Below are 26,562 nucleotides of genomic sequence, written 5' to 3' on the forward strand. Positions count from 1 at the left end.
ACATCCCCGTTTCAGATCTCAGCTTCTTATTAAAACACAAAACCCGCAAGATGGACACTTTTTTCAAAGTGTCCATCTTGCGGGTCACAGTTCAGTCTGAACTGGCGGGGCCGCTTTCTGTAACGCTGTATACTTGTGAAAGAGTTAAGCTTTAATGTTGTCTGCCTTCTCTTCCTTCTTCTCCACGACTGGCGCCGGTGCTGCTTGTACAGCTGCGCTTGCGGATACGACGTTGTTGATTGCGCTGCGATCAAACGTAATCTTCGTTGCGTCGTTTACGCGCAACACAACCGTGTCGTCGGTAAGCTCAAGAATCGTACCGTGCATGCCGCCGATCGTGACGATCTTGTCGCCTTTCTTGATCCCGCTAAGCATGAGGTTACGCTGCTTCGACTTACGCTGCTGCGGGCGAATGAGCAAGAAGTAGAATACCGCAAACATAAGTACAAATGGAAGTATCGATGCTGCTCCTGACATAATAGATTCACCTCTTTCCTCAAATTAAAAGCCTTTACTATTCTCGTTCAAGCCGTAAGTTTCAAAAAATTCGTTACGGAAATCAAGCAATCTGTCTTCCATAATCGCTTTGCGCACATTACGCATAAGCTCCAGCAGGAAGTGCAGGTTGTGAATCGTCGTAAGCCGGATGCCGAACGTCTCATCAGCCTTGATCAGATGGCGGATATACGCACGCGAATAGTTCGTACACGTATAACAGCTGCACTCCGGATCGAGCGGGCCGAAATCATCGGCAAACTTGGCATTACGGATAACGAGCCGGCCTTGGCTAGTCATCGTTGTACCGTTACGGGCAATACGAGTTGGCAGTACGCAGTCGAACATGTCGACACCGCGAATCGCGCCGTCAAGCAATGCGTCTGGCGAACCGACGCCCATCAGATATCGCGGCTTATTCGTAGGGAGAAGCGGAACCGTACAATCAAGCACATTGTACATCAGATCCTTCGGTTCTCCGACACTTAATCCACCAATAGCATACCCCGGGAAATCCATGGAAGTCAACTCTAGCGCGCTCTGGCGGCGCAGGTCCTCGTACATGCCGCCTTGGACAATGGCGAACAATGCTTGGGTCTCTGGGCGGGCATGTGCAGCAAGGCAGCGTTCCGCCCAGCGAGTTGTCCGCTCCAGCGATTTCTTCACATAATCGTACTCAGCGGGATATGGCGCGCATTCATCGAATGCCATCATGATGTCGGAGCCGAGCGCATTCTGAATCTCCATCGCCTTCTCCGGGGAGATGAACAGCTTGTCCCCGTTCAGATGGTTGCGGAACTCGACGCCTTCTTCATTGATTTTGCGCATGTTGCTAAGGCTGAACACTTGGAAGCCGCCGCTGTCCGTCAGAATAGGACGGTCCCAGTTCATGAACTTATGGAGCCCGCCAGCTTGGCGGACGATTTCATGACCCGGGCGGATGAACAGATGGTATGTATTGCTGAGAATGATATGCGCATCAAGCGTCTTCAGTTCTTCCGGGCTTACCGTCTTCACCGTTGCCTGCGTGCCGACCGGCATGAAGGTTGGTGTTTCGATGACGCCGTGAGGCGTATGCACGCGGCCAAGTCGTGCTCCGGTTTGTTTACATGTTTTAATTAATTCATAGGTGATTGCCACTGCAGCACGTCCTCTTTCTATTCCTAGTAAATAAACATGGCGTCGCCGAAGCTGAAGAACCGGTATTCCTGTTCGATCGCTTCCTTGTACGCATTCATCACAGCTGAACGTCCGGCCAGCGCGCTTACGAGCATCACGAGCGTCGACTTTGGCAGATGGAAGTTCGTCAGCAGTGCATTCACAAGCTTAAATTCATAGCCCGGGAAAATAAAAATGTCGGTCCAGCCGCTGCATGCCCGTATGTCTTCATACGTAAAACGGGATGCAACGGTTTCAAGAGTTCGGCAAGAAGTTGTACCAACGGCAACAATTCGTCCGCCCCGCGCCTTCGCATCACGCAGCATCGCGGCTGTCTCTTCGCTTAGCTCATAGTACTCGGAGTGCATCGTATGCTCTTCCACGGTGTCGACGGACATCGGACGGAACGTTCCGAGGCCGACATGCAGCGTGATATAACCGATCTGCACGCCTTTTGCTTGAAGCTGCGCTAGAAACTCTTTGGTGAAATGAAGCCCCGCCGTCGGTGCGGCCGCAGAACCTTCATGCTTCGCGTACACCGTCTGATAACGCTCACGGTCATCCAGCCGCTCCTTGATATAAGGCGGCAGCGGCATCTCGCCAAGGCGATCCAGCAGCTCATTGAAAATGCCTTCATAGTGGAACTCGATCTCGCGTCCACCCATCTCGCCTTCTGCAACGACAGTCGCCCGAAGGAGCGGCTCGCCATTCCCATCGTCGCCGAAGGAGAGCTGCGCGCCAACCTTCAGCCGTTTGCCTGGCTTTGCGAGTGTCTCCCAGCGGTCGCCCTCAAGTTGTTTGAGGAGCAATAGCTCTACCTTTGCTCCTGTGTCCGACTTCACACCCATCAACCTCGCCGGCATGACCCGCGTATCGTTCAAAATTAACGTATCTCCTGCTTGCAGCATTTCTGCAAGATACGGAAACGTATGGTGCCCGGCTTCGCCAGTCGCCCTGCTCAACGTGAGCAGCCGTGAAGCTGTTCGATCCGCAAGCGGCGTCTGAGCAATTAACTGCTCTGGCAATTCAAAATCAAAGTCATTTACATTCATAGGTTATTGTCATTCCTTAACGATCTGCACGTCTTTATAGTAGTATTGCATTATATATTTATAGTCATACCCAAGCTCTGCCAATCCGCGAGCTCCGTACTGTGACAGACCGACGCCATGGCCATTGCCTCCGCCTTCGAAGCGGAAGCCCGGCTCCTTCGTCGCAGCCCGAACTTGTCCATCTCCACTCAGGATAAAATAGTTCGGCTCCTTCAATTCTCGTGCCGAGCCGTCTCCCCCTTGGATATAAACAGAACCGCCGTCCGCAGGAAGATTGCGTACGGAATCATCTGCCCCCGACATCGTCACTCTCGCCGTCTCGTCGATCGTGAACAATGTGCTCGGCAAGCCGCCGAATGCAGAACGGAATCCGTCCGGGTTCTTCACTTGCAGCTTCTGCCCGTTGACCATAATTTCAGTCGGTCTGCCGGAAGGTCCGCGCTGGCTGACTTCAAGCGTCGATATCTTCCCGCTGATCGCCTTCTGAAGCTTCCCTTGCGTAAACCCGAGCAATGTATCGGCCGAGTACGTACCGCGCACCCACGACATCTCATTAGACTGCGTCACCTTGTCCAACTGAACAACCAGCGAGCCGCTGTTGACCGAATCTACGATGGGCACGTCGTCTTGAATGAGCGGGATTGGACGGACCTTCGAACCGTCTGACTTGACGCGCAGCAGAGGTTGCCCGCTCGCCGAGAATTGGTCAGTCGTATCAAGCAGATCCTCACGCATATAACCGACAGAACCGTCCGGTGTTACGATGCGATACCACTTGTAGAGCCCCTTCTCCGAAACTTCATCCGGACTTGTGACGCTCTTCAAGTAAGCAACATCGCTTCCCCAAATTTCTTTGGAATCCGCCGTAACGCCTCCTGCGCTTGAGGAAAATACCGTCTCGATCAGCTTCCCATTATACATCGCCACTTCGCCGTTTGTCGCATCAACCGCAGCGATCGTCGTCGGCTTCTCGGAGCCGATGCCCCCATAAGCCTGACTTAGTGTCGTATCGACGACATGCGCGATTTGAAATCCGAACCCTTGATAAAGGGCATATGTACGCGCCGCAATCGCTTGCGATTTCAGCGCTTCTGCCGGCCAGGACGCAGGCATCTCTGCACCGACTACAGCATAGACGTACTGCTCGAATGGCAGCTCATTAATAACAGCGAGCTTGTTGTTCAGCCCGCTCACCTCGAAGCTCCCCCGATAGCTGCGATTATATCGCTCGGTTAGCTTAATGCCCGTTGCCCCTGTTGTGGAAACCCACAGCTTCGCGCCTGCAGCAGGAACCGAATAGAGTGCAACCGGAGGCTTGGAGGCCGACTCAGCTGTCGTGTAATCGTCACGGATCAGCGAATAGATCGATGCTGCATCTGTCACACGCAGTGCCAGAGCGGGGTTCGCTTGCAGCGCCCCTGCCTTCGCCTTGCTAAGCGCCGTCTGGTCGCTTTCGGCACCGATCAGTACCGTGTACACTGCAGCTGCGCTGCCTGTCTGTTTCAATGCTGCATAAGCCTCGGCGCCGCTCGCGCTAAGCGCTCCAGCCGCTTTTACCGCATCGCTCTTCGACGCGTACGTCATACCGGTCTCCAGATGCAGCGGACCGATCAAGCTGGCGTTGCTTGATTTGCCGGCATAGCTGGCGACTGTTGCGTCTTTGAGCCAGCGGTCAGCCGCCGACTTCGCTTCCGCCGCCGTCCCGTAGGAGCCTTCAAGGATCTGATAGACTTTGCCTCTCGGATCACTTGACGCCGTCATCATGCCCGACCCGCCCATAGCCTTCAGCCGCTTGATCAGAGCAAGCGCCGTCTGGTAATTCGTCGTCTCCAGCAGCATTGGCTTGTAATCATCCATCGTGAATCGGATCATCTCGCCGCTCGCTGTTTCGAACATTGGTATGACGCCTGACGGCAGCCTCAGACCAACCTGCAGTGCCGCTGCTGAACTGAACGAAGCTGCAGCGGTATTCAGCTTGTACTTGCTCGTATCGAGGAATATCCCAACGCGTATCGTATCCAGATGAGGTACAGCCGCTCCGTTAGATGGGAGCGCCGTCCACACGGAAAGTCCAATTACACCAGCCAAAATCGCGGTAACCGTTCGCATCGTCTTCGGCATCGGAAACTGCATTCGTGCCGGCTCCTTCGTCTCGTTCGTATGAACGTTAACGCCATTCATCGGCCTCATTATCCTCCTCGCACTTAATCCTTTCGCGGCAGCGAACAAGCCCCTTCATGGCAGCTTTGGTCCGCTTTGCCGAACCATTCATAGCGTCTTGCTGCAATAATCCGGTACAAGCCATCAGCAGCAATGCGCAGGCCTGGTACACGGTACAGCCACGCCAGCCATCGCAGCCCTCTCGTCGTTCGCAGAATACGGACAATGCCTGCCGCTCCGGCATGCAGCGTCCCATTCATCTCTACGACATGAATCTTCGTTAGCAGCTGTTCGGTTGAAACATGATCAAGACCAGGAACCGTCTCATACGTCTCTTCCAGCGCTTGCACGGCGATAAAACGAATGGTCGCGCTAGACTGCAGCTCCTTCAAGCGCTTCACACTTGCCAAACATAAATTGCATTCTCCGTCATACAGGACAATCAGCTTCTCGCGACTTCGCTCCTCCGACTGTTTCTGTTCTCGGGCCATTAGAGGATGACGCCTCCTTCATCGGTATCGCTTTCCTGCTCCGCAGCGCCGCCTTTCTCTTCCGGAACGGGCAGCCCGAGATGCCGGTAAGCAAGGGGCGTCACCATCCGGCCGCGCGGTGTGCGCTGCAGGAAACCGATTTGCATCAAATACGGTTCATACACATCTTCAATCGTCTGGCCTTCTTCACCGATCGTCGCCGCGATCGTATCGAGCCCTACAGGTCCGCCGCGATAGATCGTAATCATCGCGCGGAGCATCTTATGGTCGATGCTGTCGAGGCCGAGCGGATCGACTTGAATGAGGCTCAGAGCGGATCGCGCCAATTCATGCGTCACAATGCCGTCGCCCCGGACTTGCGCGAAATCACGCACCCGCTTGAGCAGACGGTTCGCAATCCGCGGCGTTCCGCGGGAACGCATCGCAATCTCTTGCGCAGCTTCACCGATAATGCTCACGCCGAGAATTTCCGACGCACGCGAGACGATAAATGCCAGCTCATCGACCGTGTAGAACTCGAGCCGGCTTACAACGCCGAAACGGTCGCGAAGCGGAGCCGACAAGAGGCCTGCCCGCGTCGTCGCCCCGATCAGCGTGAACGGCGGCAAGTCGAGGCGAACCGATCTTGCGCTCGGGCCTTTGCCGATCATAATATCAAGCGCGAAGTCCTCCATCGCCGGATAGAGCACTTCCTCTACCGTACGGTGGAGTCGGTGAATCTCGTCGATGAACAGCACATCGCCTTCCTGCAGGTTCGTCAGCAGCGCGGCAAGATCGCCTGGGCGCTCAATTGCCGGTCCGCTCGTCGTACGCAGATTAACGCCAAGCTCGTTGGCGATGATATTCGAGAGCGTCGTCTTGCCAAGCCCCGGCGGCCCGTACAATAGCACGTGATCCAGCGCTTCCTTGCGCAGCTTCGCCGCTTCGATAAAGACTTTCAAATTCTCTTTCACTTGCGATTGGCCGATATACTCAGACAAATAGCGGGGACGTAAACTAAACTCCACCGCTTGATCTTCCATCATGAGGTTGGCGGAAATTATCCGATCGTCCATTTACGCTTACCTCCTTCAATCAGCCTTTGAACAGCTGCTGCAATGCCCGCTTCATGAGCGCATCAACGGTTTCATTCGGCACTTCGGTCTGCTTCATGCTCTGCCATGCGCGGTCAAGCTCTGCCGCGGTATAACCAAGCGCCATGAGCGCTTCACGCGCCTCTCGCCATACTTCTCCGCCTTCGAACAGCGTGCCGCTTGTGCCCGCATCATCAAGCGAGACGGCTGCTGCCGCGAAGCTGAATCCGCCTGGAATATGATCGAGCTTATCCTTCAGATCAAGCACCATCCGCTGCGCGGTCTTCTTGCCAATGCCCGGCAGCTTCGTAAGGAACGTCAAGTTCTCTTGCTGAATCGCCGCTGCAATCGTCTCCGGCTTGCCGCCTGCGAGAATGCCGAGCGCAACGCGCGGACCGATGCCCGAAACGTCAAGCAGCTTGCGGAACATCGCCTGCTCCTCGCGGTTCGAGAAGCCGAACAGCAGATTCGCATCCTCACGCACATGGTGATGCGTGTATATCGTAACCACATCTTCGCTCTTCACAAAAGCATACGGATTCGGCGTAAACACCTGATAGCCGATATCACGCACATCTACGACGACATATTCCGTATCCAAATGGACGACACGGCCGCGAATATAATCGATCATCCTCGGTTCACCTCGTTTATTTTATGTGTCAGAACCGACGAATGGGCATGGCAAATCGCCACCGCGAGCGCATCCGCAACGTCATCAGGCTTCGGAATGGCGGACAGCTTCAGGAACATCTTCACCATCTCTTGCACCTGACGCTTCTCGGCTTTGCCGTAGCCGACAATAGCTTGTTTCACCTGCAGCGGCGTATATTCCGTCACCGGCAGTCCGCGCTGCGCAGCGGCAAGAATCATGACGCCGCGTGCCTGACCGACCGAGAATGCTGTCGTGACGTTCTTGTTGAAGAACAGCTTCTCCACCGCAACGGTGTCAGGTTTGTAACGATCAATAAGTGCGCAGGTTGATTCGTAAACCTGCTTGAGCCGCTCCTCTTGAGGCGTATGCGCCTCCGTCTGAATGCAGCCGTATTGAACGGGAACGAGCTTGCTCCCGATTTTGTCAATAAATCCGAAACCGACAATCGCAATCCCCGGATCGATACCTAATACGCGCAAATCTACTCTCTCCCCAGGCCAACTTCATCCTTCTATCAAAAATTGGCTTCCCCCCATTATATCAAATGATGAGCAGTATGAGAACACGCGTTTTGTCCCCCGAATCGGCGGCAGGCAATCGAGTAGGAGGGGGCTGCTAGCCCCCGACCTCTCACACCACCGTACGTACGGTCCCGTATACGGCGGTTCGTCAAACTTGCCCAACCATGACCACACCATGACCACATGGTTGATGGGAGGAGTGGCGGTTCATGCCGGAGCCGATTAAGCCCACTTTTATGAGCCGTTCGGGCTTCACCCTTCTTTCTCATAACGTGTTCCAAATTTGGAATTCTGCTCTTGAACACCTGCTCACGAAATCCCCGCTTATTTCCACTGTCTGACGTTCGGTCCTTCCGTATTTCTACGTACTATGACCTCTGCTGACTTCTGCCAGTGTAGTCTTGCCTTCCGACAAGGGTTATTCCGAAGGAACACTTGGGCCTTCTTCACTTTCTGACAGATCTCCCCGGGTAAGAGCGATAACTTTCATTCCATGTACCCGCCCAATTTACTGCTGTATCCCTTGGCTGTATGGGGCTTTGTCTTGTCTTGGAGACTCGCCCAGATACAACAGCCTCACCTTGGGTTCGTGGTCCTCGGGTCGGAACTTTGCCGCCGGCTTCCTTCAGATCCCACCTCACGGTCGGCACCCTTGCCTTAGGCTAACGGTTGGTACAGCCAACCTCCGTTCAGGACTTTCACCTTAGAGTTATCGCCCATGCCGGGCGCACAAGAAGAAGGACGGACCGGGTTACCGGACCGTCCTTCTAGCTGTTTGCTCTGGTCAAAACGACCGTTTCATCACTTTCTCGACCTTCTCATTGCGGTCGAGCGCATAATCGCTGAACGTTGAAATCACACTGTTGAACTCATCTTTATCCGTGATGCGGATGCCGTTCATGAGCTGGTCAATCCGCTCCTTAGGCAGGCTGCTCTCCATGTAGTGAACATCGAGCTGGAAGAAGGTACGCATCACCTTCTTCTCCTTCGGCGAGCCGTCGAACAGCGTCAAATTCCCCGCCTTATCGAGGCTGATATAACCGTTGCGCTTGCAGGATTCGGATAAATCGTCGATGCGCTGTTCCATGACAACTGCACCGTCCGCATGCATGACCGCATTCCACTCCGGATGCTGCGAAAGCATGCGGAGCGCGGCTTTGGCACTCATTTTGCCGAGCGTTTTCATCTCGTCACCGCATAAGTAGATCATACGCAGCCTCACATTGACCTGTTCGGACTGCCCCGATAGTGTCTCGATGACACTGTTAGGAGCGTCATTCTGAGGCTGAGGCTTGTCCGGTTCAGCAGCAGCTGCACTGCCGCCCGTATAGCTGCTGATTAGTATCAATACGGCAGCGATTATACTGCCAAGCTGCCATATCGGGCGGCGGGAACGGCGCAGTTTCTGTTTTATTTTTTTCCACAGGCTGAATTCCATGTTGGGAACTCCCCTTTTTACCTTTTTTGCTAGTTTTTCATTAGCGCTGGAGAAATATGCATGGATTTCTTATAAAGTTATCCCCTTGCCAAAAAGCCCCGGCTTGCGCTCGGCATACGAGATGCCAATCGCTAACGCGGGGCTGTTTGATTATTGCTGGAGTCGATTATTGATTAATCCATGGAAAGCTTCCGCGGCGTTTCGGTTTTGTCGTGCGCACGGTACGGATGACTGGCTTTTTCTTGCGAGCCACTTTCGCTTTCGGCGCATTCAACTCGATGTTCTCTTCATCAACAAGCTCTTCTTCGTCTTCGCGGCAGCCGCAGTTGCCATTCTTATCGTTTGCGCCTGCGACGATTGGCGACACTTGACCGTTTCCCATGTAAGTGTAGCCTTGCGGTCCCATGTTTGCTGGCGATACCATCGAAGGGTCATAGCCGTAGCCATAGCCGCCTTGCGGGCCAACGTTAGCCGGGGATACCATCGAAGGGTCAAATCCGTAGCCATAACCGCCGTGTGGTCCCATTTCTGCTGGCGACACCATCGTTGGGTTGAAGCCATAACCGCCCTGTGGTCCCATCTCCGCTGGCGATACCATCCACGGGTTGAAGCCGTAACCGCCTTGTGGTCCCATTTCTGCTGGCGATACCATCGAAGGGTTAAAGCCGTAGCCGCCTTGTGGTCCCATCTCTGCTGGCGATACCATCGAAGGGTTGAAGCCGTAACCGCCTTGTGGTCCCATCTCTGCTGGCGATACCATCGAAGGGTTATAGCCGTAACCGCCTTGTGGTCCCATCTCTGCTGGCGATACCATCGAAGGGTTATAACCATAGCTTGGCGCGCCCCATGGCAATGTCATTGGAGGACCCCATTCCGGCCCTTCTTGTGCAGGGCTAACTGCAGTCGGTCCCATGTCGAAGCCATAGCTGCCCCCTGTTGATGCTGGGGACACTGCCGTCGGGAAGCCGTAGCCGCCTCCTGTCGATGCTGGCGATACCGCTGCCATGTTCATGCCGTAGCCGCCTGTCATCGCTGGCGACACCGCTGCCATGTTCATGCCGTAGCCGCCTGTCATTTCCGGCGACACAACGGTCGGATTGCTGAAGCCATAGCCATGCTTCATCGGTCCTTGCGATGCCGGCGATACCGCTTCAGGCATCTTCGGCATATCATAAAGCGACATCACTTCTGTTGCAGGCACGCCATACTGCTTAAACAGGTCAACATGCTGCTGCGCTTGGTATACTGGATATTTCTTCTCCACTACCGGCATTGGAGCTGGTAGCGGTGTAGGTACTGGTTCAGGAATCGGCATCGGAGTCGGTTCAACTGCTTCCGGAAGCACTTCTGGAATTGGCATTGGCATTGTGCTTGGCTTTTGGCCAGTTGGCTTCTTGCCTGTCGGGATCTTGCTCATCAAGCCTTGAACGCCTTGCATAACCGAGCTTGGCGACAGATGATGGTGGTGGCCTGTGCCTTTACCGTTGTTCTCGCTCATCTCATGCATCATCATACCCGAAGAGCCCGGCGTCGGAATGTTCACGATCTCGCCTGTGAGCAGTACGTTCGGATTTTTAAGCTGCGGATTCGCTTTGATCATATCGCCGAGCGGAACGCCCCACGCCTTCGACAGCTTCCACAACGTGTCCCCTTGCTGCACAACATGCTGGTGCATGATGTCCATTTGGCCGTTATGATGATTCGAGCCAGTAGGGACTTTCACTTTCATGCCGATGTCGATTTGGTCCGGATTCGTGATCTCCGGGTTAAGCTTAATGATTTCTTCCAGCGATACATTGTACTTCTGTGCAATTAGGTATAAGGTATCGCCTTTTTTTACAATATGGATTTTCACCCGCTGAAACCTCCTGTCACGTTCATGCGCCTTACCCGAAAGACGCGGCAAACGCCCGTTATCAATCCCTACATCCTATGCATCAGCTAGGCGAGTGTCACCCATCCACATAAAAAAAAGTTGAAGTCCTGTTGGCCTCTAAGCCTCACAGAACTTCAACTTTCCGTTAATTTGCCGCTATTCGTATACTTTCACGCCATCCACTTCAACTGTTTTACGGAATTCGCCAAGCAGATGAGTCGTAATCGGGCCGGCTTTGCCGCCGCCGATCGTACGTCCGTCCACTTCGCGAACCGCGATAACTTCCGCTGCTGTACCTGTGAAGAAGACTTCATCTGCTACGTAAACATCATGCAGTGTGAACGGCTCTTCCTTCAGCGAGTAGCCCAGCTTCTCGCAAAGCTCGATAATCGTAGCCCGCGTAATACCTTCTAGCGCGCCTACGTAGCACGGTGGTGTATATACGACGCCACGCTTGATAATGAAGATATTATCGCTGGAGCCTTCCGCAACATAACCTTGGGAGTTCAGCATAATCGCTTCGCCGACACCTGCAAGGTTCGCCTGGATTTTTACGAGAATGTTATTCAAGTAGTTCAGCGATTTGATCTTCGGATTCAGTGCATCCGGGATGTTGCGGCGCTGCGATACCGATACCGATACGAGACCGTCGCGGTAAGCTTCTTCCGGATAGATGGCAAGCTGTTCTACGATGATGATGACCCATGCTTTCGGGCAGCGCTTCGGATCAAGACCCAGGTTACCAGGACCGCGGGATACGACCAAGCGGATGTAGCCATCGCGCAGAGCGTTCTTACGGATCGTCTCGATCAACGCTTGCTCCATTTCATCGTATGCCAGCGGGATGTCCAGCATGATGGATTTTGCCGAGTCATAGAGACGGTCCAGATGTTCTTTGCATTTGAAGATGTTGCCGCCGTAAATACGGATTCCTTCAAAAATACCGTCGCCATAAAGAAAACCATGGTCAAATACGGAAATTTTCGCGTCTTCTTTGCTTACATATTCACCGTTTAAATAAATGACTTGCTCTGCCATGACTGCTCATGCACCTCCGGAATATTTGGTTCACCTATACGTTAACGACTGCTGCGACTCTTACTTCAAGCCCCCGCTGTTTCGTATTTAAAGCTAGGATAGCTTCCTAATACACGAACCTGACAACCGATTGCTTCGATTTCAGCAATTGCCGACGGAAGCAGCACAGTATCAAGCGACATCTCGATGTCGATAAGAAAATAATAATTGCCGAGCTTCTTCTTCGTCGGACGCGATTCGATCCGCGACAAGTTGATTCGGCGCCAGGAGAATGCCGAGAGCACCTGATGAAGGGCACCCGGGTAGTCTTCAGGCATCGTAATCAGAATGCTCGTCTTATGAGCTGCTGATTCGCGAACTGTGAATGGTTTATCGCCGACAAGCAAGAATCTCGTGAAGTTGTTGTCGTGATCGGTCACGGCGGTCTCTAGAACGGACAAACCATTGTCCGCTGCTGCGGTCACTTGGCCAATCGCTGCCCAGCCAAGGCCTGGATTGTCTCTTACAATTCGAACGGCTTCCGATGTACTGCCGACATGCTCAAGCTCTGCGTGTGGAAGATGACGCTTCAAATATTGCGTACATTGCGCCATCGCTACAGGGTGGCTCATTACTTTCGTAATCCGCCCGTAAGCAAGCCCTCCAGCATCATCGAGCAATTCGGTGGATGAACCGATCAAGTTCTGAATGGATGGATACACCCACTCCGCTTGAATCGGCAAGTTCACCTCATCTACGAGCCAATCGGTATGTAAGCTCACCGAGCCGTCAATTGTATTCTCAATCGGAATGATGGCGTAGTCGGTTCTACCTTCCGCAGTCGATAGAAACACATCTGCAATCATTCGATGGTACGTATAGTTGATATCATCATTATGCGCACCGAACAAATATTTGGCCGCCTCGTCTGAGGTGGAGCCTTTCGTCAAACATGCTACGCTTATCATGCCCTGACTTCTCCTTTAACCCGTTCCATGAACGATTGTCCACTCGGCTCTCGTACAATTGTGAGCTCCGGTCCCTGGCTGCATGGCTCAAGCCACATCGTCTCTGCTTTAATGCCATGCCCCTTCAGCGTGTCGACCAAGAATACTTCAAGATCCGCCTTCCGCGTGCTGCTGCGTTTCACAAGCGTCAGCAGCGTCGGCCCCGCTCCGCTAAGCGCAACCCCCAGCGCGCCATGCTCAGTGGCACGCTCAAGAATCTCCGCCATACCCGGCACGAGCGCCGCCCGGTAGGGCTGATGGAGCCGATCCCGCATCGCATGCGGGATCAAATCGAGATTGCCGCTCGCGAGAGCTGCCACTAGCAGCGAGCTGCTCGCCAAGTTGAAGACGGCATCCTTCATCGGAACTTGCGTCGGGAGCGCATGCCGCGCCTTCTCTGTCGCGAGCTCGAATGCCGGAATCGCAACGAGCACCTCCAGATCAGCAGGCGGATTAATGGTCACCTTCTCCGCACGGTTGCCGTCCCAAGATGCAACGACGATACCGCCGAACAGCGATGCGCCAACATTATCCGGATGGCCTTCGAGCTCAGTCGAGAGCTGGAACAGCTCGTCCTGGCTCAGCGGGCTGCCGATCAGGGCATTCGCGGCAACGAGGCCGCCAATAATAGCGGATGCGCTGCTGCCAAGCCCTCTCGTCAGCGGAATTTCAATATACATATCGATGGCGAGCTCAGGCACGGATACGCCTGCTCTGTCGAACACAAGCTGCGCCACTTTGAATATCAGGTTCGATTTATCAACGGGGATACCGTTCAGTCCATCTCCGTGCAGGTTGATAACGGTCTGGCCATCCTGGGGAATTGCCATCTCGATCCAAGCATATAGTGACAACGCCATGCCAAGCGCGTCAAAGCCAGGACCTAGATTCGCCGTGCTGGCCGGGACCTTCACCATTACCCGGCGGTTCATCACTTTGCAGCTCCTTCAAGCTGGCGGATGGCATTCATAACCGCTTCTTCCGTATCTTCAACGACGATCGGCTCGGCTTGTACGCTCTTGATCGCTATGTTCGGATCTTTCAAGCCGTGACCAGTAAGAACGCAAACCACAGTCTCGCCGCCTTGGAACTTGCCTTCGCGCTTCAGCTTGAGTACACCAGCGATCGATGCTGCAGATGCCGGCTCAGCGAAGATGCCTTCGCGGCTAGCGATTAGCTTGTACGCGTGCAGAATCTCTTCGTCTGTTACATAGTTGATTTGACCTTCGGACTCTTCCGCCGCAGCAACCGCTGTTTTCCAGCTAGCTGGGTTACCGATACGGATCGCCGTTGCAATGGTTTCAGGCTCAGCGATTGGCTCGCCCTTCACGATTGCCATTGCGCCTTCCGCTTCGAAGCCGACCATCTTCGGCAGCTTCGCGATCCGACCATGCGCATGAAGCTCCTTGAAGCCTTTCCAGTATGCCGAGATATTGCCCGCGTTGCCCACTGGAATTGCCAAGTAGTCAGGCGCTTCGCCGTTCAGTTGATCAACGACCTCGAACGCCGCCGTTTTCTGGCCTTCAATCCGGTACGGGTTAACAGAGTTCACGAGTGTAATCGGGTGCTTCGCCGTAATTTCACGAACGATTTCGAGTGCACGGTCGAAGTTGCCGTTGATCGCGATCACTTTCGCGCCATAGATAACCGCTTGAGCAAGCTTGCCCAGCGCAATGTTATTATTCGGGATGAGAACGATACAGTTCAGTCCGCCGCGAGCCGCGTATGCCGCTGCAGCTGCCGAAGTGTTGCCAGTCGATGCGCACATAATCGTTGTGCTGCCTTCCTCCATGGCTTTGGCAACAGCCATTACCATACCGCGGTCTTTGAACGAGCCTGTCGGGTTCAAGCCTTCATACTTGAAGAACAGGTTCAGCCCAAGCTCCTTGGACAAGTTCTCTGCGCGAACGAGCGGCGTATTGCCTTCTTGCAGTGTGAGCATCGGAGTTTTGTCCGTAACAGGCAAATATTCTTTGTACGTTTCAATCAAGCCAAGGTATCTCATTGTAGGTAATGCTCCTTTATGTCCATGTAATTAGTTAGCATTCAAGTCTTAAGCCTTCGATCCTTCTATCCTTCGTTCCTTTTAGCCATCTAGCCTTCTACGCGATAAACGCTCTTGATCGTCTTCACGACTTCCATATCCTCGAGCGAGTTCAGCACTTTCTTCATGGATGCTTTGTTCGCATCATGCGTAATGATGATGATTTCTGCTTCCGGATTGCTTGGGTTCGGCTGCTGCAGCACAGACTCCAGGCTGACTTCGAACTCGGCAAATGCTTGCGTAATCCGCGCCAGTACACCCGCACGGTCTGCAACATGAAGCAGCAAGTAGTACTTCGAAGCGATTTGCTCGTCAGTCTTCAGCTTCTTCTCTTTATACGCGATTTTCTCTTGCTTGCCGTTCACGCCGAGCTTGAGGTTCTTCACGACTGCTACAAGGTCTGCCACGACCGAAGTTGCCGTCGGCAGCTCGCCTGCGCCTGGACCGTAGAACATCGTCTCGCCCACTGCTTCGCCATATACATAAACTGCGTTAAATACGCCGTTAACCGAAGCGATCGGGTGCGAACGCTTCACCATCGTAGGCTGAACGCTTACGCTGATATAGTCATCTTGACGCTCTGCGATACCGAGAAGCTTCACTTCATAGCCCAGACGCTTCGCGTACAAGATATCTTCACGGGAAATCGCCGAAATCCCTTTTACATCGACATCTTCAAGCGCGACGTTGGCACGGAAGCCAAGCGTTGCGAGAATCGTCATTTTGCGAGCTGCGTCAAGACCTTCCACGTCCGATGTTGGATCTGCCTCTGCGTAGCCAAGCGCTTGCGCTTCCTTCAACACTTCGCTATAGTCTGCGCCTTCTTGGCTCATCTTCGTCAGAATGTAGTTCGTCGTACCGTTGACGATACCCATAATCTTCATGATACGGTCAGAAGAGAAGCCTTCAATCAGCGTACGGATAATCGGGATACCGCCGGCTACGGAAGCTTCATACAGCACATCGCAGCCATGCTCCTGTGCTTTAGACAGAATTTCAGGGCCATGCAGCGCCATCAAATCTTTGTTGGCTGTAACGATATGTTTGCCGCGAGAAAGCGCCTCAAGGATGTAGCTGCGCGTCAGTTCAATGCCGCCCATTACTTCTACGATGACGTCAATCTCCGGATTATGAATGATTTCCCATACATCGTCTGTCAGCTTATGCTGATCGATGCTGATCGAACGAGCTTTGTCCTTATTCTGAACGAGTATCTTCTCAATGACGATTGGGGAGCCGACTTGGCTTTCCAAATCGCTTTGATGCTTCTCCACGATGCGAACAACACCTGTTCCCACTGTTCCAAGGCCAAGCAATCCTACTTTAATCGGTTTCATTCCAGTTCCTCCACGTATGAAAATTTCTGTTTATCCCTGACCAATAATCGACGCCTTGCGGACGCCGTCATGCTTACGAATGTCATCCATCATTTCGGACATCGGCTTCGTCATCAATGACGTTTCGACCGAAATAATGACACTGGCTAATCCTTGCAGCGGAATCGTCTGATGGATCGTCAGCACATTGCCTTCGGAGCTGGCTACGAGACCGAGCACTTTGGACAAAACGCCTGAGCGATGATCCAGATCCATGGAGATCGTAACGATTGCTTCTCGCTGCAGCTGGTTCTGCGTATAAACGCCGTCTTTGTACTTGTAGAAAGCGCTTCGGCTTAAGCCCACCCGCTCTGCTGCTTCATGAACGGTAGCCGCTTCCCCGCGACGGAGCATTTCCTTAACCTGAATCGTCTTGACGATCGCTTCAGGCAACATATCCTCACGGACGACAAAATATCGTTCCTCCACTCGCCGTCCTCCTACAAAAGACATCTGTTCTTCCATAGAGGACATTATATCGAATATCGGCGAATGCGGCAATAGAAAATGTGCCATCCACAACATTTCTATTATACCTGAATGTTCCTGCATGCGTAATGAAAGAAAAGCTCCTTCAGCAAGCAAGCCTGCAGATTAAACTGCAAACTTGGCCAAAGGAGCCTTGAATCTGTTATTCGTGCTGTTATTCGTGATAATAGAAGTCGCTTCCCTCGAAGAACTCGAATGAAAAGTCGCCGATCCGAACAATATCGCCGTCCTTCGCACCAATCTTACGCAGCGCTGCATCGACACCCATCTGCCGCATCGTCCGTGCAAAACGCATGATGGCATCATAGGAGTTGTTCAAGTTGACGCGCTTCATGAACTTCTCGATATAAGCACTCTCGACATAGAAGCCTTCGTTCTCCTTGCCAACCTTGAACGAACGATCCTCCGCCGCATCGAGCGTATATACTTTACGTTCCGCAACATCCTTCACTTCTTCGATGGTCCGTGTCTCTGGAACCGTCTCAAGAAGATCTGCCGCTTTGTACAGCAGCTCCTGAACGCCTTGCTTCGTCAGCGAAGACATCGCAACGATCTTGTGATTCTCCGCAAGACCCGCTGCTTCCAGCTGTTCCTTGAACAGCGCAAGCTGCTCCTCCGACTCCGGCATGTCCATCTTGTTCGCTACGATGATTTGCGGTCGTTCAGCCAGGAGCGGATTGTACAGCTTCAGCTCCTGATTGATCTTCACCCAATCCTCGTATGGATCGCGGCCTTCGGAGCCGGACATATCAAGCACGTGCAGGATGATGCGCGTACGTTCAACGTGACGCAAGAAATCGTGTCCGAGACCAACGCCTTCGTGCGCGCCTTCGATGAGACCTGGCAAATCCGCCATGACGAAGCTGCGGCCATCACCGACATCAACGACGCCAAGGTTCGGCGTAATGGTTGTGAAGTGATACGCACCGATCTTCGGCGTTGCTGCCGATACGACAGACAGCAGCGTCGACTTGCCTACGCTCGGGAAGCCGACAAGTCCGACGTCAGCCATTACCTTCAGCTCAAGCGTAATCCAGCGCTCTTCGCCTTCTTCGCCGTTCTCGGCAAAGTCTGGCGCAGGGTTCGCCGCCGTCGCGAACCGGCAGTTGCCGCGTCCGCCGCGTCCGCCTTTCGCAACGATGATCTCCGAACCGTGCTGCGTCATATCCGCCAAAATCTCTTCCGTATCGGAATCCAAAATTACGGTTCCAGGCGGAATCCGAATGATCGTATTCTCAGCGTTCGCACCGTGCATCGACTTCACTTTGCCGCGCTCGCCCTTCTCGCCTTTAAAGTGCTTCTGGTAACGGAAATCCATCAACGTACGAAGCCCTTCGTCTACACGAAAGATCACGTGTCCGCCTTTGCCTCCGTCACCGCCGGCAGGACCGCCGTTCGGCACGTATTTCTCGCGACGATACGACACGATTCCGTTGCCGCCGTCGCCGCCTTTTACAAAAATTTTCGCCTTATCGACAAACATGTGTCAGCCTCCGTTTAGTTCCCAAGCTGCGCCTGCAGCCTCATGTATCCGCTGTCTAGTTCGCTCTCCGCCAGCTGCAGCGGCGATCCTTCCAGCGCTTTGTTGCATTGTGTTCTCCAATTGTCTATTTCGCCTATAGCTGTATCACAGCTGAACGTCACAAGAAGCTTCCGGTCTTCTTCCAACAAGTCGATGCACAGCGTAGCTGCATCGCCCAAACCCGGTTGCACCGTATACCGATAGGCATTAATCACTTCAATAATCGTCTTCGCACAGGCTTCCCCGTCCACATTCAGATCCGCCAGATTTAATTCCCCGTCAATATCCCAATCGATGACTAATGAGTGCGTTAACGTGCGAAAGGATTGAATAAATAAGACGAGCGACGGAATGCCAAGCTTCGCGATCTTGCTCTCCGTCATCATTCTTTCTCTTATCTGTTCCACGTACTGAACGGTTCTATCCGTCTTGTTCATTCGAATATAGCCATAAATCACCTGGAGATCATTCATCCAGTCGTGACGATGATGATTGAGCGTGCGAATTGCGATCTGCTGAATGTCAGCACTCGCCGATTCGATCCGCGATTCATATGCTTTGCGCTCCGTCCAAATCCAGTAAACCGAAGCAAGTGTAAGCCAGACTACGAACACAGCCAGCAGCCACAGCTGTGACGGCCAGATAATAACTGCAGCCGCAGGCACCACAATCGATGCAGCCGCCAGTTGTTTGGTGGGTTCGATCCGATTCATTCACCGAGCCTACTTTCCTATTCTTTCCTAGCTTAAACAGTATAGCACAAGCTGTCCCTTTTTGCCGTCTCCTGCGGTCTAAAAAATTTCGAGCTGTTTCGCCAAGAAAGACCATCAAAAAAAGAAAACCCCGGCCTGCAAGCAGACCAGGGAGAACTCTCTTATTCTGCTGCCGCTACAGGAGCAGCTGCAACCGGGTAGACGCTAACTTTCTTGCGATCGCGTCCCCAACGCTCAAACTTCACAACGCCTTCCACTTTCGCGAAGAGTGTGTCGTCTTTACCGATACCAACGTTGTTGCCCGGGTGAACTTTCGTTCCGCGTTGACGAACGAGGATGCTGCCCGCTGTTACCGTTTGGCCGTCAGCACGCTTTGCACCAAGACGTTTCGATTGGCTGTCACGTCCGTTCTTCGTGGAACCTACACCTTTCTTCGAAGCGAAAAGCTGGAGATTCAGTTTCAACATGGATGTTCCCTCCTTTATTCCCGAAATTGTTGACGAATATCAACATACTTACCGTACGAGGCTGCAATTGAATTCAGCATCACGATCATCCCTTCGAGCAGCAGCTGCGCCTTCTCGTCCGAGGCTGCGTCAGCTGTAACCGGAATATCCGAACGGAGCCAGCCGCTCTTCATGGAAGCTGGCAGCTCAATACCCGCCAGCTCCTCAATCGCGTTCACCGTACCGACCGATACAGCCGATACGCCGGCGCAGACAATGTCCTTGCCGGGCTTCGCAAACTTGGCATGTCCTTCAATTGCAAACGATACGATCCGTGCATTAGCAGCCGATTGGCGCTCAATCGTGACCGTGATCATAATGGAACCTCTTACGCTTGGATCTTGCCAATCGTTACTTTGGAGTACGGTTGACGGTGACCTTGCTTACGGCGGTAGTTTTTCTTCGCTTTGTATTTATAAACGATGATTTTTTGTCCTCTGCCATGTTTCTCAACAGTTGCTGTTACAGTAGCGCCGGAAACAACCGGAGTTCCTGTTACGAGCTCTGCACCTTTGGAAACAGCCAGTACGCGGTCGAAAGTTACCTCTTGACCTTCGAACTGTTCTAATCTCTCGATGAAAAGAACGTCGCCCTCTTGTACTTTATACTGTTTACCACCAGTTTCAATAATCGCGAACATATGTGTTGCACCTCCTTGTATCGAAGACTCGCCTGATGCAGGTGTCGGCTCGAGCCATGAGCTCAAACTGAGCTTATGTACCTGTTCTGTGCGGTACATGCGAGTAAAAGCCGAGCTTTCACAGGCACCAAAAAATAATATCACATTTAGCTGGTCTGTAGCAATCTTTTTCATAAATTATTTTACAATACGTTAGTTCATCGACTATACCATCTCTATAAAACTCTCATATGTTGACGTATACGTATCTATCAATGGCAGCTGCTAGATACCTATAAATGCCAAGGGAGGCGAATGAGATGCTCGTTCTGTTCATCATTGCGCTTGCAGGAGCTGGTGTTTTCTATATGCTTACGCCGACTACCGCCGCCAAACAGGAAGTTGTGATTCATGGAAGCACGGAGCTCGAGCTTAGTCAAAAGCTGCACGAAAGTCCAGTTCTCACCAAACCGCAGCTGTAATTACGACTGCAAACGACCAGATAGGGGTGATAACAAACCATGTACGGTACATTAGCGAATACGGTGACCATCTTCGCCTTCGTCATGACCGTTATCCTCATTCTGTGGCGGCCGAAAGAGATCAATGAAGCGATTCCTTCTACAATCGGCGCAGTGCTTGTCGTGCTCAGCGGGACGGTCTCCTTCTCCGACTTCATGGAGATCACCGAAACGGTCAGCGGCGCAGCGATTACCATTATGGCAACAATCGTCATGGCGGTCGTTTTAGAGAGCTTCGGCTTTTTTATTTGGGCCGCGGAAGGACTAGCCGCTCGGGCGAAAGGCTCCGGCATTCGTCTGTTCTGGTATGTGAACCTGCTTTGCTTCTTAATGACGCTGTTCTTCAACAATGACGGCAGCATCCTCATCACAACACCGATACTGCTTATTTTGCTGCAAAACTTAGGGCTTAAACCGCATCAGAAAATCCCTTATCTGCTCTCGGGCGCCCTCGTCGCGACTGCGTCCAGCGCTCCAATCGGCGTCAGCAACATCGTCAACTTAATCGCGCTGAAAATGGTCCATATGAGCTTGTACATGAACACGCTGATGATGTTTGTTCCTGCCACGCTTGGCCTGCTTTTCATGGTGCTGCTGCTGTTCCTGGTTAACTATCGTGCACTGCCGAAGCGTCTCCCGGCGATGCCGCGAGTGCACAGCAGAGGCAGACTCCACCTTCCAGGCGAGCATCCGTTGAAACAGCCGCAGCAAGCAACCGTTCCGATATTAAGTACGATGTCGGGCGATGCTCGGAACCGATTTATGCAGAAGGTGCTGCTGTTTGTGTTCGTTGTCCGTATCAGCTTGTTCATCGCTTCGTACTACGGCATTCCGATCGCATACGTGTCGGTGCTCGGATCCCTTATTCTGCTCGGCTGGCGCTGGTATTACTTACGAATTACTCCTGCCGACATGCTTCGCAAAACACCTTGGCACATCCTCGTATTCGCACTTGGCATGTACGTTATTATTTTCGGCATCCATAACATCGGCTTCACGAATTGGCTGGTCCATTTCTTTGAACCGGTTGTGAGCGGCAGCTTGCTTAATGCCAGCCTTGTCATTGGCGCTATTCAAAGCGTGATGTCCACTCTGTTCAATAACCATCCAGCGCTGATGATTGGAACGCTCACCTTAACATCGATGCATCTCGATCCGCTCACGCTGAAGATTGCCTACCTTGCGAATGTCATCGGCAGTGATATTGGCTCTCTCCTGCTGCCAATCGGCACGCTGGCTTCACTCATCTGGCTCCACATTCTGCGCAAGAACAAAGTCAAGCTCAAATGGACGGACTATACGAAAGTAACGATTCTCGTCATTCCGCCCACCGTGTTGTTTACGCTCGTCGTGCTTTATTATTGGGTTAGCTGGCTTTTCTGATTGGCTTATGTAAAAGAGCAATCAGCTGCCGCCCGAATAACTGCTCTGCTCGCGCACTTTCTTCCTCGTCATCTCGAGGAGTCCGAGCCTCGTCCAGCCTACGACTTGGCATTTGGTCCGGTCGGATCGGACGAGGCGCTCGAGCAGCTGCATCACCTGGTCACGATGCTCTTCTTTGTCCATATCGATAAAATCGACAATAATAATGCCGCCGACATCGCGAATGCGCAGCAATCTTGCGATTTGCTCAGCCGCCTCCAGGTTCGTACGAAAAACGGTATCTTCCAGATCGCTTGTCCCTACAAATTTGCCCGTATTCACATCAATAACGGTTAACGCTTCGGTCTGATCCCAGACCAGATAGCCGCCGCTCTTCAAACGGTAACGCCGCTCGAACGCTTCGTGCAGCTGCTCACGAATCCGGTACTGATGGAATAGTGAAGCGGCGTTGCCATGCTTCTCAAACTGCCTCAGCTTTGGCAGCATCGCCTTCGCCATCTGATGCATCATTGCCTCGGTCTGCTCATACGCAGCAAGGTCGTCGATCCAAACCTCGTCTATCGCAGACGTGAGCAAATCGCGCACGAGCCGATGTACGAGATCTGCCTCGCGGTGCAGCAATGCTGGTGCTGCAGCCTTATGAGCTGCCCCGTCAATTCGCTGCCACACTTCACGCAGAAACTGGACGTCATTCGCGAGAGAATCGCTGCACTCTCCTTCGGCCGCGGTTCTCATAATGACGCCTTCCTCGGCTTGCCTAATCTGCTCGCCGATGACGCGAAGCCGATGACGCTCCGATTCCGTGGATACTTTCTTCGATACCCCTACATAATCGGCAATCGGCATATAAACGAGGAAACGCCCCGGCAACGAGAAATGAGTCGTCACCCGCGCTCCTTTACCGCCAAGCGGCTCCTTGATCACTTGTACCGTAATCTCTTGACCGACACGAAGAAGCTGATTAATCTGCGGCTTCTCTTTGCTCTGCTTCTCGAGATGCGGATGCAGCACATCATCAATATAGAGAAATGCATTCTTCGGGAGTCCAATATCGACGAACGCCGCTTGCATGCCCGGCAGCACATTCACAACCTTGGCTTTATAGATGCTGCCGACGAGCTGCCCCGCATTCTCGCTCTTTTCCATATAAAATTCAAACAGCCGCTCTTGATCGACCACTGCGATCTGCAGCGACTCTTTCTGTTTCTGTACCAGCATTCGTTTCATAGGAACGACCTCCTTGAGTCAGTCGTCTGAACTGATACTTTATTTTACATGAAAAGCTCGAGCACTGCACGGTCTGGTCTTCCATCCGCCAAAAATCCGTTCACAAGCCGCTGTTCAGGGAGCACACCGATGACGTCGCCTTTCTCCTCCATGACAACGATGAGGTGATAGCTGTCCCGCTTGAACAAACGAAGCGCTGCGAGAATGGTGTATCCCTTCGGAATGACAATCGGAAGTGCCCAGACGCCGCGGGCGATGGAGCGTGAGGATGAGCCCGCGCGGTTTGCAAGAAATCGAATGAACAGAAACGGAATGTTCCGATAAGATGTCCAGTTCGACAGCAGCAGGAATATACCTACGGCGATCAAATTCATATGCAGATGGATGGCATTGCCGCTCATAATCGCTGGGAAGATCGCATAGCAGACCATGAGCGCACTGAAGAGAAGGCTGATGCGCGCGCCCCAGACGAGTGTGCTGTGAAACGTTAGTGTCCGGCTAAACGCCGCCTGCATCAGCTTGCCCCCGTCGAGCGGCAAAATCGGCAGCAGATTGAACAGGCCGATCATCATGTTCGCTTGGCACACATAGTTCGCCCACTCGTGGCTCCACAGGCCGAAATGGCCGAGCAGGTAGGCGATGCCGGCCATCCAAACATTTTGCAATGGTCCGGCAATGGCGACGATCGCTTCTTCTTTCGCCGGAAGTCCGCTCCCGTCCTCAACCTCTGCGACGCCGCCGAAAGGCAGCAGCTTGATCTCGCGCACATTCCAGCCGAAACCCTTCGCTGTGATGACATGCCCAAGCTCATGCACGAGCACGATGACAAACAAGGTTAGCAGCTCTATGAAATAACCCGTAACCACCGACGCCAGCATGACGAGCACAAATAGAGGATGAACGGACCACCGAATGCCTCCAAACTTAATCAAGCGGAACGACGTCAGCGGGATTGACGTACTTGCCTTTCTCCTTCACCGCGAAATACAGCATCGTTTGCTGCCCCTCCTGAGCTGCCGGGAGCTGACCGAGCTTCGTACCCGCTTCAAGCCAATCATTAACAGCGACCTTCACATCGCCGAGATGTCCATATAGGGTAACACGGTTGTTCGCATGCTGGATGACAACGGTCTCGCCGGTTTCATCGTCATTCGTGACATTGATGACTCTGCCTGTCTCTGCAGCAAGCACCTCTTGCGACGGCTGACCGGCAATCTCTACACCACTTAACGTTTCGGCGAAGGACCTGACGACACTGCCATTGATGAGCGGCGCTACGATGGGCAGCTCCACGGATCCTCCCGTGAGCTGCGTTTCCGGATTATCATGACTTCCGAATAGCGGTATGAAGGATGGTGCACCGGCAAACATGTCTTTGTACCATGCAGCAGCGGCATCGAAATTAATCTCATCGGTTAATGCAGCGGTGACGACATCCTGCCCCTTCTTCGCGATCGGCATATCCATCTTGAATACGGCGAAGACGATGACGAACAGAGCGACAGAGATTGCCGTCTGAACAAAGAGACCGCGGACGATAAATGAAAACCGCTGCGGCGATGGCGGAGGCGTTGGACCGCCCGCCTTGCCATTCCGGTCGTATTTGCTCGGCAGCGGCGCGATACGCCATCCGGCGCTTTCCCACGGATTCGGATTCGCTTTCCACAGCCGTTCCGGATCGTCATATTCACTTTGCGGCTGTTGCACAGCTGGTGCGAGTTCGTGCTGCGGCGGCAGCTGTTGATGCTGCTGATTCGAATTCGGATGGTGAATCAGCTGGTTTTGCTGATGCTGCTGTGACGGCCCAGGCAGCGCCTTCTGCTGCTTCGATGATGGCAAATTCTGCAGCGGCTCAGCATCGCGGTTCTCCTCCAATATCCGTCTGATCCGCTCCGCTCTGCGCTCGCGGATACTTGTTTTCGTATCCATAGCTATCCCTCCAACATTTGCAGCTTGTACGCTTATGTATATGAAGGGGCATGTACAGTTATGTTGGAGCTTGACCGCAGCTACTCGCAGAACGAAATAAAAACCGCCTTGCGCATGAACGCAAGGCGGCGGGCAGTTAAGCAGCCATTTGATATTTCTCTTGATGTGCTTTGACGCTGAAGACAAGACCGATGCATAGCATATTGAGCAGCAGCGAGGTACCGCCATAGCTGATGAACGGAAGCGTAATACCGGTAATCGGCATTAGGCCGATCATCATGCCGATGTTCTGGAAGACTTGAAAGACGTACATCGAGACGATCCCGATGATGATAAAAGAGCCCTTCAAGTCATAGCATTGGAACGCGATTATGATCATCCTGTATATCAGCAAGAAGTAGAGCATGAGCACGACGGCGGCCCCTTGGAAGCCAAATTCCTCGCCGATGACGACGAAGATCGCATCCGAGTACGGATACGGAATGAACTTCCGGTTCTTCGACTCGCCTTTCATATAACCGTCGCCGGTAAGCCCGCCGGAGCCGATGGCGATCTTCGCCTTGCTCACTTGGTAAATCTCTTTCTCCGATGCGCTTTCAGGATCAATGAAGGCGTTAATCCGCTCGTACCAGTGCAGCTTATGTTTCTCGACCAAGTAATCATGAATCTGCGTATTATAGGTATTGAACAAGAAAACAAACAATACAAGCCCGCCTGCAATGATCGAGACGCCGAGCAAAACATGAGAATATCGGACATTGCCAATCCACAGCATGCCCAGGACGATAACCAAGTAGATGATCGCATTACCAAGGTCAGGCTGAATCATGACGAGCATGAACGGCAAGATCGAGAACGCGGCAATGACAAGCAGATCTTGCCTTACCCGTAGCGGATCCCCCTGCCTTCTGCCCATCAAGAACGCGACTGTCAGGATCAGAATGATCTTGACCATCTCAGCAGGCTGGAACTGCAGACCGCCAGGAAGCATAAACCAACTCTTCGCACCGTTGATCTCCGGAGCGGTCAAGTAGACCACGACGAGCAGAATAATGCCGATCGCATACAATACCCACCAGGCTCGTAAGAATAGACGGTAATCGAAGAACGTCGAAAAGAGTGCGACAGCGAATCCCAAACCGTAGAAAATAACCGTCTTCACGTCATAGTTCGCGTAATCGGGGTTGCCGTAAGTGGCGCTGCGGACAAGAAGCGTACTGACCACCATCAAGGCAAGCAGGATGAGAATCATGCCGAGGTCCACTTTTTTTAGTTTATTTAGCACTGCTT

27 protein-coding genes are annotated in these 26,562 nt (G+C 52.9%); 2 read left to right on the forward strand and 25 right to left on the reverse strand.

Features of this window, described 5'->3' with window-relative positions; genetic code table 11:
- Positions 1-144: 144 nt before the first annotated feature.
- The 21 genes from yajC to rplU form a co-directional block, all read right to left on the reverse strand.
- Positions 145-477 (reverse strand): preprotein translocase subunit YajC, encoded by a 333-nt coding sequence (yajC, locus tag A8990_RS22865; protein ID WP_116191373.1) that lies wholly within the window; start codon positions 475-477, stop codon positions 145-147.
- A 24-nt stretch (positions 478-501) separates the two neighbouring features.
- Complete coding sequence (gene tgt, locus A8990_RS22870) at positions 502-1,635, reverse strand: tRNA guanosine(34) transglycosylase Tgt (RefSeq protein ID WP_116191374.1); 1,134 nt, start codon at positions 1,633-1,635, stop codon at positions 502-504.
- Positions 1,636-1,658: 23 nt separating this feature from the next.
- A complete protein-coding gene (gene queA / locus A8990_RS22875; RefSeq protein WP_116191375.1) occupies positions 1,659-2,705 on the reverse strand; it encodes a tRNA preQ1(34) S-adenosylmethionine ribosyltransferase-isomerase QueA in 1,047 nt (348 codons plus the stop codon).
- Between the two features lie 9 nt (positions 2,706-2,714).
- Positions 2,715-4,886 carry a SpoIID/LytB domain-containing protein gene (locus A8990_RS22880; RefSeq protein WP_245996160.1) on the reverse strand — a complete coding sequence of 724 codons (2,172 nt, stop codon included), beginning with the start codon at positions 4,884-4,886 and terminating at the stop codon, positions 2,715-2,717.
- Positions 4,887-4,909: 23 nt separating this feature from the next.
- Positions 4,910-5,356 (reverse strand): thiol-disulfide oxidoreductase DCC family protein, encoded by a 447-nt coding sequence (locus A8990_RS22885; protein ID WP_116191376.1) that lies wholly within the window; start codon positions 5,354-5,356, stop codon positions 4,910-4,912.
- The gene (gene ruvB / locus A8990_RS22890; protein WP_116191377.1) at positions 5,356-6,411 is read right to left on the reverse strand and encodes a Holliday junction branch migration DNA helicase RuvB; all 1,056 of its coding nucleotides are present in this window, start codon (positions 6,409-6,411) and stop codon (positions 5,356-5,358) included. The genes A8990_RS22885 and ruvB overlap by 1 nt, the downstream gene beginning before the upstream one ends.
- A 19-nt stretch (positions 6,412-6,430) precedes the next feature.
- Positions 6,431-7,063: a Holliday junction branch migration protein RuvA gene (ruvA, locus tag A8990_RS22895; protein WP_116191378.1), complete on the reverse strand. Its 633-nt coding sequence runs from the start codon at positions 7,061-7,063 to the stop codon at positions 6,431-6,433.
- Complete coding sequence (gene ruvC / locus A8990_RS22900; RefSeq protein ID WP_116191379.1) at positions 7,060-7,563, reverse strand: crossover junction endodeoxyribonuclease RuvC; 504 nt, start codon at positions 7,561-7,563, stop codon at positions 7,060-7,062. Before ruvC ends, ruvA begins: the two co-directional genes overlap by 4 nt.
- A gap of 826 nt (positions 7,564-8,389) precedes the next feature.
- The gene (locus A8990_RS22905; RefSeq protein WP_116191380.1) at positions 8,390-9,043 is read right to left on the reverse strand and encodes a BofC C-terminal domain-containing protein; all 654 of its coding nucleotides are present in this window, start codon (positions 9,041-9,043) and stop codon (positions 8,390-8,392) included.
- Positions 9,044-9,209: 166 nt separating this feature from the next.
- Entirely contained in the window at positions 9,210-10,898 is a 1,689-nt protein-coding gene (locus A8990_RS32270) for a LysM peptidoglycan-binding domain-containing protein (RefSeq protein WP_245996161.1), read from the reverse strand.
- A gap of 177 nt (positions 10,899-11,075) precedes the next feature.
- The gene (ilvE, locus tag A8990_RS22915; RefSeq protein ID WP_116191381.1) at positions 11,076-11,957 is read right to left on the reverse strand and encodes a branched-chain-amino-acid transaminase; all 882 of its coding nucleotides are present in this window, start codon (positions 11,955-11,957) and stop codon (positions 11,076-11,078) included.
- A 65-nt stretch (positions 11,958-12,022) separates the two neighbouring features.
- The gene (gene pheA / locus A8990_RS22920; RefSeq protein ID WP_116191382.1) at positions 12,023-12,904 is read right to left on the reverse strand and encodes a prephenate dehydratase; all 882 of its coding nucleotides are present in this window, start codon (positions 12,902-12,904) and stop codon (positions 12,023-12,025) included.
- Positions 12,901-13,875 carry a homoserine kinase gene (thrB, locus tag A8990_RS22925; protein WP_116191383.1) on the reverse strand — a complete coding sequence of 325 codons (975 nt, stop codon included), beginning with the start codon at positions 13,873-13,875 and terminating at the stop codon, positions 12,901-12,903. Before thrB ends, pheA begins: the two co-directional genes overlap by 4 nt.
- Positions 13,875-14,948 carry a threonine synthase gene (gene thrC / locus A8990_RS22930; protein ID WP_116191384.1) on the reverse strand — a complete coding sequence of 358 codons (1,074 nt, stop codon included), beginning with the start codon at positions 14,946-14,948 and terminating at the stop codon, positions 13,875-13,877. The genes thrB and thrC overlap by 1 nt, the downstream gene beginning before the upstream one ends.
- Before the next feature lie 89 nt (positions 14,949-15,037).
- Positions 15,038-16,324, reverse strand: coding sequence for a homoserine dehydrogenase (locus A8990_RS22935; protein WP_116191385.1), 1,287 nt, complete (start codon positions 16,322-16,324; stop codon positions 15,038-15,040).
- A gap of 30 nt (positions 16,325-16,354) precedes the next feature.
- The gene (locus tag A8990_RS22940; RefSeq protein ID WP_116191386.1) at positions 16,355-16,792 is read right to left on the reverse strand and encodes an ACT domain-containing protein; all 438 of its coding nucleotides are present in this window, start codon (positions 16,790-16,792) and stop codon (positions 16,355-16,357) included.
- 214 nt (positions 16,793-17,006) lie between these two features.
- Positions 17,007-18,335 (reverse strand): GTPase ObgE, encoded by a 1,329-nt coding sequence (gene obgE / locus A8990_RS22945; protein ID WP_116191387.1) that lies wholly within the window; start codon positions 18,333-18,335, stop codon positions 17,007-17,009.
- A gap of 14 nt (positions 18,336-18,349) precedes the next feature.
- Positions 18,350-19,087 (reverse strand): Spo0B domain-containing protein, encoded by a 738-nt coding sequence (locus A8990_RS22950; protein ID WP_116191388.1) that lies wholly within the window; start codon positions 19,085-19,087, stop codon positions 18,350-18,352.
- Between the two features lie 161 nt (positions 19,088-19,248).
- Positions 19,249-19,554, reverse strand: a complete 306-nt coding sequence (gene rpmA, locus A8990_RS22955) for a 50S ribosomal protein L27 (RefSeq protein ID WP_116191389.1) — start codon at positions 19,552-19,554, stop codon at positions 19,249-19,251.
- A gap of 14 nt (positions 19,555-19,568) precedes the next feature.
- The gene (locus tag A8990_RS22960; protein ID WP_116191390.1) at positions 19,569-19,910 is read right to left on the reverse strand and encodes a ribosomal-processing cysteine protease Prp; all 342 of its coding nucleotides are present in this window, start codon (positions 19,908-19,910) and stop codon (positions 19,569-19,571) included.
- A gap of 11 nt (positions 19,911-19,921) precedes the next feature.
- Positions 19,922-20,233, reverse strand: coding sequence for a 50S ribosomal protein L21 (gene rplU / locus A8990_RS22965; protein WP_116191391.1), 312 nt, complete (start codon positions 20,231-20,233; stop codon positions 19,922-19,924).
- Positions 20,234-20,532: 299 nt separating this feature from the next.
- On the opposite strand from rplU, the gene A8990_RS31690 reads away from it, so the two are divergent.
- Together A8990_RS31690 and A8990_RS22970 are read left to right on the forward strand one after the other, a co-directional pair.
- On the forward strand, positions 20,533-20,694 hold the full coding sequence (locus A8990_RS31690; RefSeq protein ID WP_181909735.1) for a hypothetical protein: 162 nt from the start codon (positions 20,533-20,535) through the stop codon (positions 20,692-20,694).
- A gap of 39 nt (positions 20,695-20,733) precedes the next feature.
- Positions 20,734-22,116: an arsenic transporter gene (locus tag A8990_RS22970; protein WP_116191392.1), complete on the forward strand. Its 1,383-nt coding sequence runs from the start codon at positions 20,734-20,736 to the stop codon at positions 22,114-22,116.
- A gap of 21 nt (positions 22,117-22,137) precedes the next feature.
- Here the strand turns inward: A8990_RS22970 and A8990_RS22975 are convergent, their stop codons facing one another.
- The 4 genes from A8990_RS22975 to A8990_RS22990 form a co-directional block, all read right to left on the reverse strand.
- Entirely contained in the window at positions 22,138-23,343 is a 1,206-nt protein-coding gene (locus A8990_RS22975) for an Rne/Rng family ribonuclease (RefSeq protein WP_116191393.1), read from the reverse strand.
- Between the two features lie 44 nt (positions 23,344-23,387).
- A complete protein-coding gene (locus A8990_RS22980) occupies positions 23,388-24,275 on the reverse strand; it encodes a site-2 protease family protein (protein ID WP_116191394.1) in 888 nt (295 codons plus the stop codon).
- Positions 24,268-25,272 carry a M23 family metallopeptidase gene (locus tag A8990_RS22985; protein ID WP_181909736.1) on the reverse strand — a complete coding sequence of 335 codons (1,005 nt, stop codon included), beginning with the start codon at positions 25,270-25,272 and terminating at the stop codon, positions 24,268-24,270. The genes A8990_RS22980 and A8990_RS22985 overlap by 8 nt, the downstream gene beginning before the upstream one ends.
- Positions 25,273-25,408: 136 nt before the next feature.
- A complete protein-coding gene (locus A8990_RS22990; protein ID WP_116191396.1) occupies positions 25,409-26,557 on the reverse strand; it encodes an FtsW/RodA/SpoVE family cell cycle protein in 1,149 nt (382 codons plus the stop codon).
- Positions 26,558-26,562: the final 5 nt, after the last annotated feature.

The organism is Paenibacillus taihuensis (genome assembly GCF_003386535.1).
GTDB lineage: Bacteria > Bacillota > Bacilli > Paenibacillales > Paenibacillaceae > Paenibacillus_Z > Paenibacillus_Z taihuensis.